Source organism: Planctomycetia bacterium (assembly GCA_016795155.1).
Lineage (GTDB): Bacteria > Planctomycetota > Planctomycetia > Gemmatales > HRBIN36 > JAEUIE01.
The window spans coordinates 54072-71849 of sequence record JAEUIE010000023.1 but is presented as its reverse complement, the minus strand read 5'-3'; the positions used below and the strand labels follow the sequence as shown (position 1 = coordinate 71849).

12 protein-coding genes and 1 tRNA gene are annotated in these 17778 nt (G+C 53.3%); 11 read left to right on the top strand and 2 right to left on the bottom strand.

Translation table 11 applies throughout. The annotated features are described in order from the left end of the window. The 10 genes from JNJ77_09755 to JNJ77_09710 all read left to right on the top strand — a co-directional run bounded on the left by JNJ77_09755 (nucleotide 1) and on the right by JNJ77_09710 (nucleotide 14122). Nucleotides 1-432: a prepilin-type N-terminal cleavage/methylation domain-containing protein gene (locus JNJ77_09755; protein ID MBL8822859.1), complete on the top strand. Its 432-nt coding sequence runs from the start codon at nucleotides 1-3 to the stop codon at nucleotides 430-432. After that, a complete protein-coding gene (locus JNJ77_09750; protein MBL8822858.1) occupies nucleotides 392-994 on the top strand; it encodes a prepilin-type N-terminal cleavage/methylation domain-containing protein in 603 nt (200 codons plus the stop codon). The genes JNJ77_09755 and JNJ77_09750 overlap by 41 nt, the downstream gene beginning before the upstream one ends. Nucleotides 995-1107: 113 nt before the next feature. Beyond that, nucleotides 1108-1602, top strand: a complete 495-nt coding sequence (locus JNJ77_09745; GenBank protein MBL8822857.1) for a hypothetical protein — start codon at nucleotides 1108-1110, stop codon at nucleotides 1600-1602. Further along, nucleotides 1599-2342 (top strand): prepilin-type N-terminal cleavage/methylation domain-containing protein, encoded by a 744-nt coding sequence (locus JNJ77_09740; GenBank protein ID MBL8822856.1) that lies wholly within the window; start codon nucleotides 1599-1601, stop codon nucleotides 2340-2342. Before JNJ77_09745 ends, JNJ77_09740 begins: the two co-directional genes overlap by 4 nt. 2 nt (nucleotides 2343-2344) lie before the next feature. Beyond that, on the top strand, nucleotides 2345-3943 hold the full coding sequence (locus JNJ77_09735; protein ID MBL8822855.1) for a general secretion pathway protein GspK: 1599 nt from the start codon (nucleotides 2345-2347) through the stop codon (nucleotides 3941-3943). Nucleotides 3944-4091: 148 nt separating this feature from the next. After that, on the top strand, nucleotides 4092-5657 hold the full coding sequence (locus JNJ77_09730) for a hypothetical protein (GenBank protein MBL8822854.1): 1566 nt from the start codon (nucleotides 4092-4094) through the stop codon (nucleotides 5655-5657). Next, a complete protein-coding gene (locus tag JNJ77_09725; protein MBL8822853.1) occupies nucleotides 5654-6793 on the top strand; it encodes a hypothetical protein in 1140 nt (379 codons plus the stop codon). The genes JNJ77_09730 and JNJ77_09725 overlap by 4 nt, the downstream gene beginning before the upstream one ends. 172 nt (nucleotides 6794-6965) lie before the next feature. Next, complete coding sequence (locus tag JNJ77_09720; GenBank protein ID MBL8822852.1) at nucleotides 6966-12572, top strand: hypothetical protein; 5607 nt, start codon at nucleotides 6966-6968, stop codon at nucleotides 12570-12572. A 25-nt stretch (nucleotides 12573-12597) separates the two neighbouring features. Continuing rightward, nucleotides 12598-13188, top strand: a complete 591-nt coding sequence (locus tag JNJ77_09715) for a hypothetical protein (protein MBL8822851.1) — start codon at nucleotides 12598-12600, stop codon at nucleotides 13186-13188. 148 nt (nucleotides 13189-13336) lie between these two features. Then, nucleotides 13337-14122, top strand: coding sequence for a transposase (locus JNJ77_09710; GenBank protein ID MBL8822850.1), 786 nt, complete (start codon nucleotides 13337-13339; stop codon nucleotides 14120-14122). Nucleotides 14123-14133: 11 nt separating this feature from the next. On the opposite strand, the gene JNJ77_09705 is transcribed toward JNJ77_09710, so the two are convergent. Further along, nucleotides 14134-15525: a PQQ-like beta-propeller repeat protein gene (locus JNJ77_09705; protein MBL8822849.1), complete on the bottom strand. Its 1392-nt coding sequence runs from the start codon at nucleotides 15523-15525 to the stop codon at nucleotides 14134-14136. A gap of 149 nt (nucleotides 15526-15674) precedes the next feature. Here JNJ77_09705 and JNJ77_09700 point away from each other — a divergent pair, with 149 nt between their 5' ends. Further along, entirely contained in the window at nucleotides 15675-17645 is a 1971-nt protein-coding gene (locus JNJ77_09700; protein MBL8822848.1) for a VCBS repeat-containing protein, read from the top strand. 19 nt (nucleotides 17646-17664) lie between these two features. Here the strand turns inward: JNJ77_09700 and JNJ77_09695 are convergent. Continuing rightward, a tRNA-Ser gene (locus tag JNJ77_09695) sits at nucleotides 17665-17749 on the bottom strand. Nucleotides 17750-17778 lie beyond the last annotated feature (29 nt).

Sequence of the window (17778 nt, the reverse complement as noted above, 5' to 3'; positions counted from 1 at the left end):
ATGATGATACGACACGTAACCCGACAGACAGGCCGCAACGTTCGAGCAGGTTTTACCCTGGCTGAACTGCTGGCCGTCGTTGCCATTCTCGCCATTCTGGCAGGCGTGGCTATTCCAACTTACATCACACTGATCGGCAACCAGCGTATTCGCGTCGCCAAGACCGAGTGCAAGAAGTTTGCCTCCATTCTGAAGAATTTCGCAGCCGACAACCAGGATGAATTTCCCCAGACCAACGGCTTCCCGATGATGAATGGCGGGCTGGATTTCCTGGTTTCAGCAGGGATGCTGCCACAGGTTCCATTGGATCCCTGGGGTCGACCTTATTTCTTTGAACTGGTTCAGTCACCCACCGGCGCCTACGAACCCATTGTGATTTCGGGAGGCCCGGATGGAAATGGCCATCCGCAAACACGATCTGATGCGCAATAGCCGTGCCGGTTTTACCCTGGTGGAATTGCTTTCGGTGATTGCGATTCTTGCATTTGCCAGCGCAGTCATTGCGCCGATGGCAGCCAACTGGTGGATGACCCAGCGGCTTCAAGGAGCTATTGATGATCTGCGGACCGACTGGATTCACGCCCGCACTGCTGCGATGGATGAAGGCCGGGTTTACCGCTTTCAAATTCTGAGCAGCGAGCAGCAGTACCGCATCGCACCGAATGAAATCGCCTACTGGCCAGAGCAGGCCAGCGGTGTGAATGCACCGCCAACCGGTGATCCGGATGAAGATGCCGGAGTAGTGATTGAAAAAAGTCTGCCGAATAATCTCCATTTCGAAGCCGCCAACGACATGGTGAATATCAGTGGCGGCAATCCTGATTCCACCTGGCTGTTCCTGCCTGATGGAAGAGCCAAGTTACTGGACGGAACCGGACGTGAACATCAGCAGGCAAGTATTCTCATCGTGGAACAGGCTGGCAGACGCCGACAATTAACCATGCGAGCTTTGACAGCCCAGGCTCAACAGGTACCAATACAGCAACCACAGTAACCGTGGCAGGGTTATTCGGTACTCCGAATGACCCTGCTTGATACGCAGAACAAACCGAAAACCTGCTGGGTCATGCACGAGTACATGCATAACCCTGCCACAGCAACCGCAAGATGCTTGTACGAAGAATAACCACTGGTCTGCTACGCAAGACAACTGCCCGCTCGGGCATGTCATTGCTCGAAGTATTGGCTTCGCTGGCTATCTTCATTTTTTCTGCCTACGCACTGACACAGATGGTGGATAATGCTTCGGATGCAGCCACCCGCGCCCGGCGTTTAGCCAAAGCCCAACTGCTCGCAGAAACCAAGATGGACGAAATTGTGGCGGGCATCCTGCCGGTTTCTTCCACCAGTGGCCCCATAGAGGAAGAAGTGGAAGGATGGATGTACCAGGTTTCTGTTACACCGGAAAGCTGGAGCAGTGTGCAGGATCCGAATACCGGCAACAATATCACCGGCCTGAATTCGGTGATCGTCACCGTCACGTTTTCGCTCACGGGAGCCGCTCCGGTTGAGTATTCGCTGTCGCGTATCGTGCTTGATCCGCAATTGCGACTACCTGCTCAACAGCCGTCAACGTCATCAACAAGCGGAGGAAGTCCATGATCCTCCGATCAAACACACGTCATGGATTTACCTTGGTTGAGGTGTTAGCTGCTCTTGTGCTTGGCGCTATCCTGCTGGCAGCGGTCTATTCCACGCTTGATATCATGATGCGTTCCATTCGCGTCGGTAAGGAAGCGGTGCAATCACTGCAGGTGATCCGGGGCACTGCCATTCGTTTGCAAACTGACATCAGGCAGAACCTGTCTCTGTTAAGTACTGCGCCAAGTGTTCAGCCCGCTCCTCCCCCTACCGATCCACCAACTGATGCGACCACGCCTGAACCAGGACAGTTTAATTTCTGTGTGCAGGGTGATGAATATTCCCTCACGCTGTACGGCAGCCAGACACCTCAGTTCAGCCGTCTCGATGCGGAAACGCCGAACAGCGTTTATTCCGATCTGCGAACCATTTCCTATTACTGCCAGCCTGGCACGGGGCTGGTTCGCAAGGAAACGCTGAACGTGCTTTCCGGCAGCGCCGATTCCGATGAAGCTGCACAGGAGGAAATCCTGGCGCCGGAAGTGCAGGAAATGAGCTTCCAGTATTTCGACAGTTCCACACAAAGCTGGATGACATCGTGGGATGGCACGACAATGGGGCCGCCTGCCGCCATTGAAATCAAGTTGATGGTGCAGATGCCTGAAATTCCCGGCGTCCCGCCCCGCAGCCCGGTGCGGCATCGACTGGTCATTGCCATTCCTGCGTTCGGTTCACCTGTTCAGGGAGGAACCACGCAATGAACATGATGTCTCGACGTCGAACTCGTCGTGGTGCAGTATTGATCACCGTACTGGTGGTGATCGTAGTATTGCTGCTTATCGGCTATCAGTACCTGAACCTGATGATGGCCGAGAGCAATGCTTCGATTGTCAGCGGTCGTCTGGCCCAGGCCCGGCATCTGGCTGATTCCGGCGTGCATTATGCAGCGTTTGCCCTGGCTTACCCGCAATCCATGAGCTTGAGCGATTCGACCGATTCGTTCCGCGTGTGGAATGGCTTTGTCTATGACAACTACGATGCCTTCCATTACAAGCCGATCAATGGCCCCAATGGCGTGCGTGGCTATTTCAGCATCGTCATGCCACGTGATACGCTCGATACCACCAATTCGACTCGGTTCAGGTATGGCGTGGAAGACGAGAACGGCAAAATCAACCTGAATGCCATCCGGCAACTCATCAAGAAAAGTGCGAGTAATGAATCGCTGATCTCCACCATGATCAAAGCCATTCCCAATATGAATGAGGAACAGGCAATGGCGGTCATCAACTGGACTGCAGAAGGTGGAACTCCTGATAGCGGTGAAGCCAGCTATTACTCCTCGCTGGGATATCAGGCCAAGGGCGGACCGTATGATTCAACCGATGAACTGCTCCTCGTAAAAGGCTGGACGCCAAAGCAACTGTATGGCAATGACAAGAACCGCAACGGTCGGCTCGACCCGGATGAAGATGATGGTTCGGGGCAGGTTGACCTGGGTTTGCAGCGATACTTTACGGTCTACAGCCGGGAATTGAATGTTGATTCCACGGGTCAGCAGCGCATCAATCTGAATGGCACTGATATTCCAACATTAATGACACAACTCGAAGCCGCCGTTGGAACCGAGATGGCCACTTACCTCATCCTAGCCAGAACTACTCCGTTGCGAAAAATAACTATGGGAGTAGATATCCTTACACTTCTGCGTGGTGAAACCCTCAGTGCTCCACCTGCCGGAATTGATATTGTTGAGAACAAGATCGTCATTACCGATATCAAACAGGTACAAGCATCCAGACAACTCACCTCTCTCTGGGATTTCGTAGACAGCTACGTTGCCTTTCAAAAACCAAGGCAGCCAGCAGCTTCTCTCTCAGGCCCTTTTGTTCGAGCCAATAAAGATCAGATTCGCGCTTCGCTTACCACCCTGCTCGACAAGTGCACGCTCGATGCCGAGTACGAAATTCCTGCACGCATCAACATCAATACGTGCCCGGCGGATGTGCTCATTGCGATGGGTATCAACGAAAGCGATGCGGAGAAGCTGGTTCAATATCGACCTACGCCCGATATGGATCCATCCATGATTGCCTATTACAAAACGCCTGCCTGGCTGGTGACTGAAGCAGAACTGAGCGTGGATGTCATCAAGCTGTTCAGTCAATTCATCACCACATACTCGCAGGTTTTCCGTTTTCAGGTGGTGGGTTACTATGAATTTCGCGGTCCACAGGTGCGTCTGGAAGTCGTGGTGGATGCCAACAATGGCAGACCACGAATCCTGCATTGGCGTGACCTGACCGATCTGGGTAAGGGGTATAATTTCTCGGGCAGCGGAAGCGGCGGCAACTCGCCGTGATCTGCACAAGGTAACGGTTACGGGGATTGTACCAGGCTGGATACAGCAGCGTTTCTACCGGTCTAGAAGGTTCTGCTCCAGCATGTATACCCGCAAATTCGATGGTCGATAGGACAGATTCCGTCTGTCGTTGCATAAGGGGTTTCATTTGGCAGGCTTGCTTGGCATAGATCTGGATAATCATGAACTCAGGCTGGTAGAACTCAATCCATCCTCTGGCGGGTATCAGTTGCATGCAGCGCTGGCCTTGCCGGTTGGCGCCATGGATGCCACCACGCTGGGGGCTCAGCTGAAAGCCCGCTTGAAGGAAGTAGGGTTCAAGGCAACCACCGCGGTTATCGCTCTCAGCCAGGATGCGATGACCTGCCGCGAGGTGCGCCACCCGGATATCCCTGCGAACGAACTGCCGGCCATTGTGCAGTTCCAGGTGCTGAAAGAAACCTCGCTGCCTGCAGATGAAGCCATTGTCGATTACATTCCCCTGACGCAGAAGTATACGACGGGCGAACTGCGGTCGCTGACTTACGTTGCCCGCAAATCACGGGTGCGGTTTTGCGAACAATTGTGCCAGGCAGCTGACTTGAAACTGCTGGCGGTAGTGCCTCGTGCCATCGCGCTGATGACAGAAGTACTCAGCCTGCAACAGGGACAAAGCGATGCGGTAGCATTTGCCTGCAGTCAATCGTTTTTTGTGATGCATCAGGGAACGCTGATTTTCAATCGAGGCATGGGTACGGCCCAGGATGCTGCAGAACTGCTCAGCGAACTGAAGCGAAGCATTGCAGCATATTCCAACCAGCCGAACCTTCCGCCAGTGAGTGCGCTGTACCTGGCTGGGCATGAACTGCCCGATGAAGTTCAGCAAGTGGTATCGAGCCTGCCTGTCACCGTGCATCTGTATGATCCGTATCAGAACATTGCCGGGGCAGAGCGGCTGGCAGGCCATGGTGATTATGCCGTTGCGTGCGGTGCGGCTCAGGTTACCCGATCATTCAAGAAAATACCGTTAGAGTTCCTGGCGCCCAAGAAGGTCATGCCCAAGCCTAACCGCAAACGCAGCTACGCACTGGTGGGTGGCGTGGCGGCAGTCGCTTTGGGCGTGTTGCTGTATGGCCTCTACTGGATGCTGACTTCAACAGCCGATTCAGAAATTGCCGATCTCCAGGAACGGATCAAGCTGAAGCGAGATCAGGAAAAAAACTTTGCCGATGTGGAAAAGCGGTTTGACGCCATCAAGCAATGGCGCGATCAAGAGATCTTTATCCTGGAAGAACTCTACGATCTGATTGATATCTTCCCCGATATGGCAGGGGTGCAGATCGTCAAAGCAGAGTGGAAATCCATTGCAGCATCACCGGCTTCACCCAGCGGCAACCCGGTGCCCGGCAAGACGGCTGGCAGCCAGCCTGCTGCGAAAACGGCAACCATCAAGCCGATAGCCCGCCTGACGCTGAAAGCGACAGCCGAGCAGGACGCTCAGCTGAAGGTACTGCAAGCGGCCTTACGCGACAGCCGTCACTGGAAATGGATCAAATCGGACCTGGTTCCGCAAGAACGGAATACCATGGTGTATGAACTGGAAGTCCTGCCGCTGCGTCCGGAAGATTACCGCGATGTCATTACGATAGGTAACAACATCACCGCGACGGAAGGACAGGCCAACACGCGTCAACGTCCTGGAAGAGGCTTCCGCCCGACCGGAGGCCGACCATGAATAACAACATGCTCAAACTGCTGATGATCGCTGGTGGAATCTTTGCCGTCTGCTTTGGACTGTTCATCGTCGCCACGCGATTTTACGAGGGAATCACGGAACGGCAGGATCAGCTCAGCCAGTTGGAACTGGAAGAAGCAAGCCTGACGGCTCGGCTGGCCAAGCTGGAGAAATCCAAAAAGGAAGTGGACAAGTGGAAGACGATCGCCATGCCGGGCAATGTGAATGCCTCGGCACTGATGTACAAGAATTTCCTGCAGGAAATGATGCTGAAGCATCGTTTTGTCTTCAAGTCGTTTTCGGAACCGAATCGACTGGTGACTGGAAATACCCGGCAAGCAGCACCACTGACTGCTGCCATTTCTTACGATGTCATATTTGAAGCGAACCTGCAGCAACTCTCCGCCTTCCTGCAGGAGTTTTACAGCGTCAATGTTCCACATGTCATCAAGTCGATCATCATCGAGCCTTTGGGGAAAGGGAACGAAGCCAAACTGAATGTCACCATGAAAGTGGAAGTTCTGTCGATGAGCAACGTACCTCCTCGTCAGTCGGTAATTGCCAACCCGATGATTGGCGTCGGGCAACTCGAAGTAATCTCGGGAATGAGCCGTTTGCCTACTGGTATTTTATTCGGGCTGACACAACTCACGCCGTTTGGATTGTTTGGCCAGGCGAAGCTGGCCACGCTGCATAAGCCGGAACGTGAATATGCGACCATGCTGAAAAAGAATGTCTTTGCGGGACTGGCGCCAGCCGTGGTGGTCAATGCCTCGTCGACATCCCCTGTGAAACAGCCTGATCGAGATATTTTGAAATACACGCAATTGACCAGCATCACGGCAAACTACATAAGCGAGGAAGGATTGCTGCGAATCCGCAAGACAAATAAGTATGTGAAGCTGCGGCCTGACGGCGGTGTCAATGAATTTGAAATTCGGGACGGTGACAACGTATTGGTCTTGAAAGGAAAGGTACTTGCGATTAAACCCCGCGAGATTGCATTCGAGTACGATGGCAAAGCGTACGTGCTTTATGTGGGTCAATTCATGGAAGAAGCCTTGAAAAAGCCGATTTCCACGCAGGAACTCAAGGAGAAGTACGACGCTGAACTGACAGCCATCGACCAGCAATGAATGTTGAGAAAAGGATAAAATGGTGAGTGTCGGAATTTATGAGTAAGAACTTTGATGAATCTGGGCGATAATACAGATACGTGCAGATTCTGCGTAGACTTTGTCGGGTGGGGACTTAGCAAGGTCTGATAAACGGGAAACTGCACCGGGTCGGAATGACAGGGGGAGTGCCATGCATCGTTTTCCAAGCTGGAAACAGCGTATCGTTGCCGTTACCACTGCCTCGGCACTCAGTGTCGGCCTGGTAACGCTTTCAGCATGGGGACAGGAAGACCCCTCCAAGCAAGTTGCGCCGAAACCGGTTCAAAAGACTTATGCTTTTGAATTCCGAGACACCCCCTGGGACAAGGTGCTCGACTGGCTGGCCGACAACAGCGGTGGCATGCCCGTCGTTGGCACGCTGAAGCCACAGGGAACCTTCAATTTCATCAGCCCGGCTGGCAAGAAATACACTCTGCCGCAGATCATCGATATCCTTAATGGTTCGCTGGTGAAGGATAAGATCATCATCCTGAGGAACAAACACAATTTCACTCTGGTCTCCAGTGAAGAACCGCAGAGCATCGATACGACCAATCTGCCGAACATCACGGTAGATGATCTCGATCTCGACAAGCCATATGATCAGCAACGCTACGGAACTTCTGAACTATGCCAGATATCATTTACACTGAATTCCATTCCGGTAGATGATGCGGAACTCAATCTGACCAGCCGCAAAGGCCACTTTGGGAAATTCCAGAAGATACCCCGTGCCAACATGCTGCTGGTGACCGATACGGTTGCCAACCTTCGGCATATGAAAAAGCTTCTGGATACCATCGATCCAGCTTCTGGTGATGGAGATTTTGAAGTTTTCTCGATGCGTCCTTCGGCGGATGGCGCTTCGATGGAAACCGCTGCCAAAGGTCTATTCAACCTGAATCCGGGGCAGACCAACCCGGTGCCCAATGCACCCAAGATTCAATTCGAACCCACTCAGAACAAACTGCTCGTGAAAGGCGACAAGGCTCAACTCAGACAGATACGCAATCTGCTGCAGAGCCTGAATGCACTCAAAGCCACTCCACCCGTGGAGCCCGGCAAACAGGGTACGCCACAGGCCAGCTCTGAAGATTCCATCCGGACTGTCAAACTCACGTCGGGCAACGCGTCGCAGTACGTCTCCAACCTGATTTACATGCTCGAATCGCTTCGATCCAATCCAGTTTATTCCACCTATGAACCGGTGTTGGCCCAGGAACTGGAAAATTCCCGCAAGGGGATGAAGCCTCAAAACACCGCTAAGATTGAGCAACTGGTGGATGAAGCCAAGCCACCCGTAGTCCTTCAGAACAAGCCGGGCAATCCGAAAAAACCCATCTTTATTGCCACGCTCAGTCGCACGGATGGCATTATGATCGGCAGTGACGATCCGGAAGCACTTGATTTCGCAGAGCAGATTATTGCCTATCTGACCAAAACGGGTGATGAATATTATGAAGTCATTCCACTGAAAAATTCCAATGCCCAGACCGTTCGCGACACGCTCGATGAACTGATCAATGGCAAACGCCAGCAGAACGCTAACCCCTTTGGCGCCATGATGCCTTTTGGCGGTGGCGGTGGCCGACCGATGGATGCCATAACGGGACCAACCGTACGCCTGGCTGCAGACAAGCGAACCAATTCGATTCTGGTTCGAGCTCCACGACAGATTGTCGTGACCATCAAGCGTTTCATCGAGACAGAACTCGATATTGATAACATCGATCAGAAGTTGCAACTCAAGCCACGCATTGTCAAGCTCGTGAATGCCGATGCCACGGAAATGGCGAATGTGCTCAAGGAAATATACCGGGAATATGTGGAACAGCGGCCCACCGGCGGTGGCCAGCAGCCCGGCATGCCATTTAATCCGTTCATGCAGCAGCAGAGGCAGCAGGAGCCGGAACGCAGCATCAAGTTCTATGTGGCAGCCAACACCAAGGACAACAGCCTGGTGATGAACTGCCCCGATATCCTCTGGGACGAAGTAAAAAACCTGCTGCAGGATCTGGATAAGGAAGCGGTCGATGCCAATCGGCAGGTGAAAGTGATCAACGTTGGCAAAGCCGATCCACAGATGTTGCAGCGAGCAGTCGATGCTATTACGGGTAAGAACCGAACCAATACACAAGGTGGCCAGGGCCAGATGGATCCAGCCCAAGCCATGCGTAATGCCATGATGCAACGCTTCGGTGGCATGGGTGGCATGGGCGGATTTGGCGGTGGTGGTAACCAGGGTGGTGGCGGCGGTGGAAACCGTGGCATGGGTGGTGGTGGCAATCGTGGTGGTGGCGGGAATCGTGGCGGTGGTGGAGGTCGAGGAGGCCGTCTGAACCGTACTGAGGAGCCGCCTCCCATTTTTGCACCGAGTTCCCAGGTGCAGCCTGGAGGGTCGGATTTTTTTGCAGATAGGGTCAAGGAAGACCCGCGGACGAAAGTGACCTTCGCTCAAGACAATCAAAACAACAACAGTATTCAACAAACGGGCGCACAAGCCCTTGCAGCCCAGCCTCAGGGACAAGGTAATCAACCTCCGGCACAACCTCAACCAGACAGAAACCTGCTCGCTGCTCCACGTGGCGATGTCGTGGTGGAAGTGCTTCCTGATGGCCAGGTGGTCGTCATCGGCGCCAAGGAAGACATTGCTGAGATCGAAGAGATCCTCAAGCAGTTAGCATCGAGTTCACCCAGCGCGGAAACAGAACTGAAGATGTTCCCGCTCGAGTTTCTCGATGCGACTGCAGCGACCAACCAGCTTTCCACGATCTTCGCACGGTACAATCCCATCGTACGCATCATCAGCGGCACCAGTGCCATGGGAGGGCCTGCAGCAGGTGGTGGCGCTGGTGGAGCACGCCCGGGTGGTTTTGGCCAGGGAGGGTTTGGCCAGGGAGGATTCGGACAAGGCCAGTTTGGACAAGGCGGCTTGGGCCAAATGCAGCAACAGCAACCTGCTGGAGCAGCAGCTCAGCCCTTGCAGCCCGGCAGCATGCTCATCATGAGCATTCTCCGGCAGAACTCGGTTCTGATCGGCGCGCCCAAGACGGCGATGACCGAGATTGAAAAGATCATTAAGTTGATCGACAAACCCAATGATCCCAAATCCGTACCCAAGATTATCAACTTGCGTCGGGCGAATGCACAATCCATCGCCACCACGCTGCAGCAGTTCTATGCCCAGCGGTATGGCAGCGCGGAGCCGAATGAAATCCGCATCTTCCCGGATGTGAAGCTGAATACCCTGCTGGTGCATGCCGGGCCGGAAGATCTGAAAGAGATCATGAATCTTGTCGAGTTCTTCGACAAGGCGGAAACACGCGTTATCAATGAAGTGCGCATCAAGCAACTCAAGAATGCTGATGCCCAGACATTAGCTACCTTGCTTCAGCAGGCTCTTTCCCAGGCATTATTGGGAACTGCAACCCAACAGCAGGGTACACAGGGGCAGCAGGGGTTTCAACAGCCGAACATCTTTGGCGGCGGCCTTGCTAATTTGTTTGGCAACCAGGCCAACCGATTTGGCGCACAGGGCACCACACAGGATCGCCGCGGCGTCAGCCTGGCATTCACCCAGCCGGGGCAGGCCCGCATTGAAACCGGGTTGCTTGATGATGTAGGCATCTATGCTGATGTTCGCACCAACCGCCTGGTGATCTCGGCACCTCCTGAATCGATCAGCATGCTGGAAAAGCTGATTGATGAACTGGATGTGCCTCCAACGATCACTGCAGATGTCAAAGTGTTCCGATTGAAGAACACCGATGCCAACATGGCAATGCAGACTCTCCAGGGTGTATTCCTGGGCAATCAGCAGCGAACCGGCCAGCAGGGCTTTGGCAATCAAGGTGGATTTCAGCAGGGCGCTCTTGGAAATCTGCAGCAGCAGTTGATGAATTTCTCTGCAGCCCAGGGTCAGGGTCCGCAGCCACTGATTCCACGTTTCTCGGTCGATATTCGTACTAATTCGCTGATCGTCGCAGCCGGTCGAGGCGACATGATCCTGATCGATGTGCTGCTCAACAATCTCGACAGTTCTGCCATTCGCGATCGCCAGTTCCAGGTCGTTCGCCTGAAGAACAACCAGGCTGGTAACGTCGCAACGAATCTGAACAGCTTCTACCGCAATGAGATCACGATTCTTCAATTGAACGATCTGACAACGTTCATGCAGTCGGATCGTGAAGTGACAGTGATCGCTGATGCCACGAACAACTCGCTGATCGTAGGTGCTTCACAACGGTTCTTCCCGGAAGTGATGCGACTGATCGATCAACTGGATATCGAACTTGCTCAGGTGGCCATCCAGGTGCTGATTGCCAAGGTCGATCTGGATAACAGTGATGAGTTCGGCGTGGAAGTGGGCTTGCAGTCGCCAGTGCTGTTCCAGCGTAGCCTGTTCAATCCGCAGCCCGTTACCACCAGCCCGACACAGCCGGCCATTGGCAACCCTGGTTTCAACTGGAATAATGTTTCTACGGTCAATCAGAACAATGCATCGAATATTCATCCCGACGTGGTGGGTATGCGAGGTCTGACCAACTACGGCTTGGGTACCTCACGAAACGGTATTGGTGGTTTTGTCTTCTCGGCAGCATCGGACAGTGTCAATGTGCTGGTGCGGGCGTTGCGTACCCAGGGACGCATTGAAGTGCTGAGTCGACCACAGATTGTGACACGTGATAATCAGCAGGCCTTGATCTCGGTCGGCCAACAGGTGCCTATCATCACGGGAGTGAACATCAATGCCAACGGCCTCATTACCAACAATATCGACCAGCAGCAGGTAGGTATCATTCTGAAGGTACTGCCTCAGATCAGCCCCGATGGCCGTGTGGTGATGCGTGTGGAACCTCAAGTTTCGTCCATTTCACCAAGCACGGTTGATCTGGGTAACGGCGTGCAGGGAACCATTCTGGATCAGACCATTGCCAGCACTACGATTGATGCGATGGACGGCAAAACGGTGGTGATTGGTGGTTTAATCAGCAAACGCGATGAAAAGATCCAGCGAGGCATTCCCTGGCTGGGCGACCTGCCCTACATCGGAGCCTTGTTCCGCTATCGATCACACATCAAGCAGAAATCGGAACTACTGATCATCCTGACACCGCACATCATTCGCAATCCGATGGATGCTGAGCGTGTGTTTATGGAAGAAGCCCGCAAGATGTCGTGGTCGCTGGATGATGTGCAATCCATTCACGGTGCATTGCCTGGAGCCTCATTCCTGAAGGAAAACTGCAATGAGAACTCGCTGGCACCCGCTATTGTCAATCCGTTCGATCAGAATTACTTTGCACCGGGTACTGCACAGCCAGGCGTGGACGAAAAGCTGAAAGCACCAGGCACAGTTCAACCGGTTCCACAACCTTTGAACACTATTCCGCCGCCCAGTGCGAATCCACCCGTAGGCAATCCACCTGGCGCGAATCCACCGGGAATCAATCCAGGTTGGATGCAACCACCTGGAGCAACGCCACCGAAATTCCAGCAGTTGCCTCCTGGACAAACCATGACCTATGGCCAGGCCATGCAGATGCAGATGGCGGAACAGGGCATGCAACCTGCTTCAGCTCAGAATTTCCAGCCCACACAGGCACAGCAGATTGGCAATTATCGCACGACAGTAACCTATGCACCGATCACCACCCAGCAATCGCAGGTGGTGGTGCCGATGCAGGAAGCGCTGCAGCGGGTGTCGCAGCCTGTTCCCTCCAACACCGGCTTTGCCAGTGGCGGACAACAACCCTGATCTCCATTTCCTAAGGATCATTCCCATGACAAGGATGTTGGGGAAACTGGTACTCCTCACGCTGGCCATGCTGGCTGGCTGCAAAACTTTTTCTGACACGGATTTCACGTCCCTGTGGGAAGAAAAGAAAGCTCCATGTGGCACGCCCAACGAGTTGATTGCATTTTGGCAGGAAGGGGTTGATGTTCAACTGATGGCACATCAGGGCGGCATGCCTTCACCTGGGTTTGCAGGCCGGGTTATTTTCCAGCAGCAAAAGCCAGGCAAACCTGCTGAAACAATTGCCGTCAATGGCACACTGATTGTTCGCATGTATGAAGACAAGCCGCTGCAGGGTGGCCAGCTTCAACCATTGGAAACCTGGACCATTCTGCCTGAACATCTGCCGATGCTGATGCGGAAGGACCTGTCGGGCTGGGGCTATTCACTCTGGCTGCCTTGGAACACTTATAACAATGCCCTGCGCAGTGTTCGCATGACGGTGGAGTACCAGGGTAACGATGGAACAAAACTGATGGGCACACCCATGCAGATTCAGATTCAGGATGCCCACCGCATGAACGAAAAGAAACCGGAACTGAGTGTACAGCGTGTTCCGAAGAAGACGTGGCAATAAAACTGGATAGTAGTCATCACTCTCCGAGTGATGACTCAGCGACTGACGCCAGTCTCCAATTCTTCCGAGACATCGATCGTTTATGTTGCGATGTGTGGGAGGCTCAAGTCCGCCGTCCTCACTCGGCGAGAGAGAACTACTATCCATCATGACTCCTGATCTACTGCGTTTCTTTGAGCCGAAGGATGATACGACCGTTGTTGAGCGTCATCTTCCACATTGGCAACAGGAAGGGGCAGTCAGTTTCATCACTTGGCGAACTCATGATTCGATGCCCGAACATATAGTGAAGGCGTGGCAATCCGAAAGAATAGAATGGTTGATTGCACATCATCTGCCAATCGATCAAGCCAGTCAGCCGGATGCTCACCGGCTATTGCCCATTGACCTTCAGCGTGAATTCCTGCGGCTATTTCAAAATCGATGGATGACAGCATTAGACAAATGCCACGGTGAATGTGTTTTACGAAATCCGCAACTCGCCTCTATGGTGAGCAAAAGCCTGCACCATTTCGACGGCCAACGATATCTATTGACTGACTATATCATCATGCCAAATCATGTTCACTTGCTGGTTGCATTTCCAGACAACGAATCCATGCTTACACAATGCGAATCATGGAAACGTTTCACTGCCAATCAGATTAACCAGTCTTTGCACCGATCAGGCCGGTTCTGGCAACAAGACGGGTTTGATCACTTAGTTCGTTCCGAATCACAATTCCGTTTTCTTCGCGAATATCTCCGTGACAATCCTCATTATGCCAATCTCATAGTTGGGGAGTTTTTGCACTACTCACGAAAAGAGATAGTAGTCATCACTCTCCGAGTGATGACTCATTGTATTTTGTTATCTCTAATGCTTCCGAGACATCGATTATTTACATGTCTATGGAAAGTAAGCTCAACCCCGCCGTCCTCACTCGGAGAGTGAGGACTACCAAATCAGTTCGCCTTCTCCATGGATGCACTGACGATCTCATTATCGTTGCGGGCGATGATGTGCTTGTTGGCACAGGCTGGATGCGACCAGACCACAGTCCTGCCTCGTGCATCGTGCGTGGGTTCGATCAGCTTGAACCGGCCCAGCTCTTCGTACTTTTCGGGTGTCAGTTTGGCCTTGATGACAAAGCCGGTGTCGTTAAAGAGGAGGAACTGATCGCTGTCATCGCCCAGTTGCACCAGGAAGGCGTTGCCACAATCGATTTCCTTGATGGCGCGTTTGGATTTCTTTGCCTGGTCATCGATGATGGGATCGAAGGTCTGCCATTTGACTTTGCCATCCACTGCATCGCAACACATCAGATGTCCCTGCATGTCCACACCGTAGAGATGCCCCTTGAGGTAGACCGGCGTAGCCATTAGTGCGGATAAGCCGGATGGTGGCTTGTTCATGCTGCCTTCGACCTGCCAGACGACACTGGCGGCAGGGGTGTCCTGATGCAGCTTGAGCATCAGCGGGCCGTGGTAAACGGTAGTGACAAAGAGCTTGTCATTTTCCACCTGGCGAGGCATGACGATGGAAACAGCCGGGCGATCCACTTTACCATCAGCAGGATATTTGTGAGTCCAGAGGACTTTGCCGGTTTGCGGATCGAGGCCGTTCACCGTTTCGGAAAGCCAGATGATCAGATGGCTGGTGCCTGCAACGTTCATCAGGATCGGTGGAGCATAGCCCACTTCCTGCGAATTGAGTGCTTTCCATCGTTCTTTGCCGGTGTTCTTGTCGAATGCGACAACAGCGGAATCCTTACCGCCCACCAGGGTGTAAATCAGGTCGCCAACGATAAGTGGATGAGCTGAAAATCCCCACACGGGCGAAGGCGTATCGAATTCCTTCATCAGTTCCCTGGTCCACAGGGCTTTGCCTGTTTTGATATCGAGGCAAAACATGTGTCCCATGGCGCCGATGCAGTAGACTTTGCCGTCTTCAATAACCGGCGTAACGCGCGGGCCATTGGGGTAGGAAACCTTGTAATGTGCCGCGTGTGAATATTCCCAAATGATCTCGCCTGTTTTTTCGTCGAGGCAGAGAAGCCTTTCAGCACCGGGAATGCCTTCCTTGGTGGGACGGACATTGTTGCCATCCTTATCCTTGGAGCGGTTCCAGTCCATCACGTAAACTTTGCCATCAGCAACGGCAGGGCCTGCATAACCTTTGCCGAGCGGTTTGCGCCAGCGGATGTTGAGGCCTTTCTCCGGAAACTTTTCGAGTAGGCCGGTATCGCGCCAAACGCCATCTCGCTTGGGGCCCAGCCATTGTGGCCAATCGGTCGCCTGGATGGTGCAGTAAGTCAAAAGCAACAGTGATGTCGCAGAAATGGTTCGCATCAACATGGGGGTACCCTGAAGGGAAAGAGACTTGCTGTGTTAAACTTATTTGCAGGTGTGGCAATCGTCTTGTAGAGAGTAAAGCATTTTGAACAGAATGAGAGTATCCTCAGAGATGGTAGAATCATGAGTGTTCCGTTGATGGGGTTGACATGATGCGTAACTGGATTGCTGTTCTGATTCTCGTCGGCAGTGCTTCGTTTGTTAGCTGCTTTGGGCAGGATTTACAGCCTCTGAAGTACAACCACCCTGGCCTGATGGTAGACCTTGGTGTTGGCCTGTGGGCCTGGCCGATTCCCTGCGATGCGGATGGCGATGGCGACTATGACCTGATCGTGAGCTGCCCCGACAAACCTTCCAATGGTGTCTGGCTGTTTGAAAATACGCAGGGCGATACGACCGTTCACAAGATGCCAGTGTTCAAGCCTGGCAAACGCCTCAGTGCCACGAAGTATTATGTCATGCCCAGTTATGTGGATGGGAAAATGCGTGTGCTCAGCCCCGGCTTTGAATACAAGGATTTCAATAAAACCGGACTGGATCAGCGGATGCCTTTGCCCCTTGCAGCCAACTTCTACAAGCCCGAGGGGCCGCAGACCAAAGGGCCTAAGGTGCGGCATAATCAATGGCGTTACGTTGATTACGATGGCGATGGCAAGCTCGACCTGGTGACTGGCATTGAAGACTGGAGCTACTACGGCTGGGACGATGCCTGGAATGAACGGGGCGAATGGGTGAACGGCCCGCTGCATGGTTTTGTGCTCATCCATCGCAATCTGGGCACAGATGATGCCCCAAAGTATGCTCCGCCTTTCCATGTACTCGCTGAAGGTGAACGCATCAGTGTATATGGTTGTCCGTCACCCAACTTTGCCGATTTCGATGGCGATGGCGACCTGGATTTACTCTGTGGCGAATTCCTTGATGGCTTCACCTACTTCGAGAATGTGGGGACACGAACGAAGCCCCAGTATCGTTCGGGCATTCACTTGCTCGATGCGTCGGGTGCTCCCTTAAGAATGGATCTGCAGATGATTGTTCCAGTCGCTTTCGACTGGAACAAGGATGGCTTCCTCGATCTGATTGTCGGCGACGAAGATGGCCGGGTAGCATTGATTGGAAACACCGGAACGCATCACCGCGATAGATCACCCATTTTTAACCAGCCCCGGTATTTTCAGCAGGAAGCAGACACACTGAAATGCGGAGCGCTGGCAACACCCGTGGGATTTGACTGGGATGCAGATGGCGATATTGATCTGATCAGTGGTAACACCGCTGGTTACATTGAGTGGTTCGAGAACCTGAGTGGCAAAGGGGTAGCCAACCCCAAGTGGGCCGCTCCGAAAAAGATTATGATCGGCGATAAGCCTTTTCGCATCAAGGCTGGACCCAACGGCAGCATTCAAGGCCCCGCTGAGGCGAAGTGGGGTTACACCACTTTCAGCGTGGCAGACTGGGATCAGAATGGCTTGCCCGATATCGTGCTGAACAGCATTCTCGGCGAGGTGTGCTGGCTGAAGAACGTTGGCAACCGGCATGTGCCTCGGTTTACCGGTCCGATTCCGATTGAAGTCGAATGGAAAACCGAACAACCTGCACTGAAGTGGGGCTGGCGCAAGCCGACCGGTAAGGGGCTGCTGACGCAGTGGCGAACGACACCTGTGGTACACGATTTGAATCGGGATGGTCTCCATGACCTGATCATGCTCGATCACGAAGGGTATCTGGCCTATTTCCCGCGTACGAAAATGGGGGAACAACTGCTGCTCCAGCAGCCGCAGCGTATTCTGGTGGATGAATCAGGTCAGGCTCTAAGGTTGAATGCCAAGCCTGCAGGTGGCTCAGGCCGGAGAAAACTCTGCGTTGCCGACTGGGATGGCGACGGCGTGATGGATTTATTGGTTAATTCAAAGAACGCCGACTGGTATCGCGGCCTGGGAGAAAAGAATGGAAAGTGGATGTTCAGCAAGCCTCAAACGCTGGCGAAACAGAATATCGAAGGCCACGACGTCAGTCCGACGGTGGTTGATTTCGATGCTGATGGCATCCCGGATTTCGTGGGTGGGGCAGAGGATGGCAGGATGTATTTTCTGAGGAATCCGCGAAACGATACTGCAAAATAGGGTATCTGTGATTATGGAGCGGAGGGGATGGGATTCGAACCCATGAACGCTCGCGCGTCTCCGGTTTTCAAGACCGGTGCAATCAACCGCTCTGCCACCCCTCCGGTTTGCTTTGCCTATTCTAAGAGTCAGC

Bases quoted from the DNA above. Each gene is read 5' to 3' on its own strand.
- JNJ77_09750 (MBL8822858.1), top strand. From the start codon at position 392: ATGGAAATGGCCATCCGCAAACACGATCTGATGCGCAATAGCCGTGCC.
- JNJ77_09705 (MBL8822849.1), bottom strand. From the start codon at position 15,525: ATGTTGATGCGAACCATTTCTGCGACATCACTGTTGCTTTTGACTTAC.
- JNJ77_09755 (MBL8822859.1), top strand. From the start codon at position 1: ATGATGATACGACACGTAACCCGACAGACAGGCCGCAACGTTCGAGCA.
- JNJ77_09745 (MBL8822857.1), top strand. From the start codon at position 1,108: ATGCTTGTACGAAGAATAACCACTGGTCTGCTACGCAAGACAACTGCC.
- JNJ77_09715 (MBL8822851.1), top strand. From the start codon at position 12,598: ATGACAAGGATGTTGGGGAAACTGGTACTCCTCACGCTGGCCATGCTG.
- JNJ77_09720 (MBL8822852.1), top strand. From the start codon at position 6,966: ATGCATCGTTTTCCAAGCTGGAAACAGCGTATCGTTGCCGTTACCACT.
- JNJ77_09725 (MBL8822853.1), top strand. From the start codon at position 5,654: ATGAATAACAACATGCTCAAACTGCTGATGATCGCTGGTGGAATCTTT.
- JNJ77_09710 (MBL8822850.1), top strand. From the start codon at position 13,337: ATGACTCCTGATCTACTGCGTTTCTTTGAGCCGAAGGATGATACGACC.
- JNJ77_09735 (MBL8822855.1), top strand. From the start codon at position 2,345: ATGATGTCTCGACGTCGAACTCGTCGTGGTGCAGTATTGATCACCGTA.
- JNJ77_09740 (MBL8822856.1), top strand. From the start codon at position 1,599: ATGATCCTCCGATCAAACACACGTCATGGATTTACCTTGGTTGAGGTG.
- JNJ77_09700 (MBL8822848.1), top strand. From the start codon at position 15,675: ATGCGTAACTGGATTGCTGTTCTGATTCTCGTCGGCAGTGCTTCGTTT.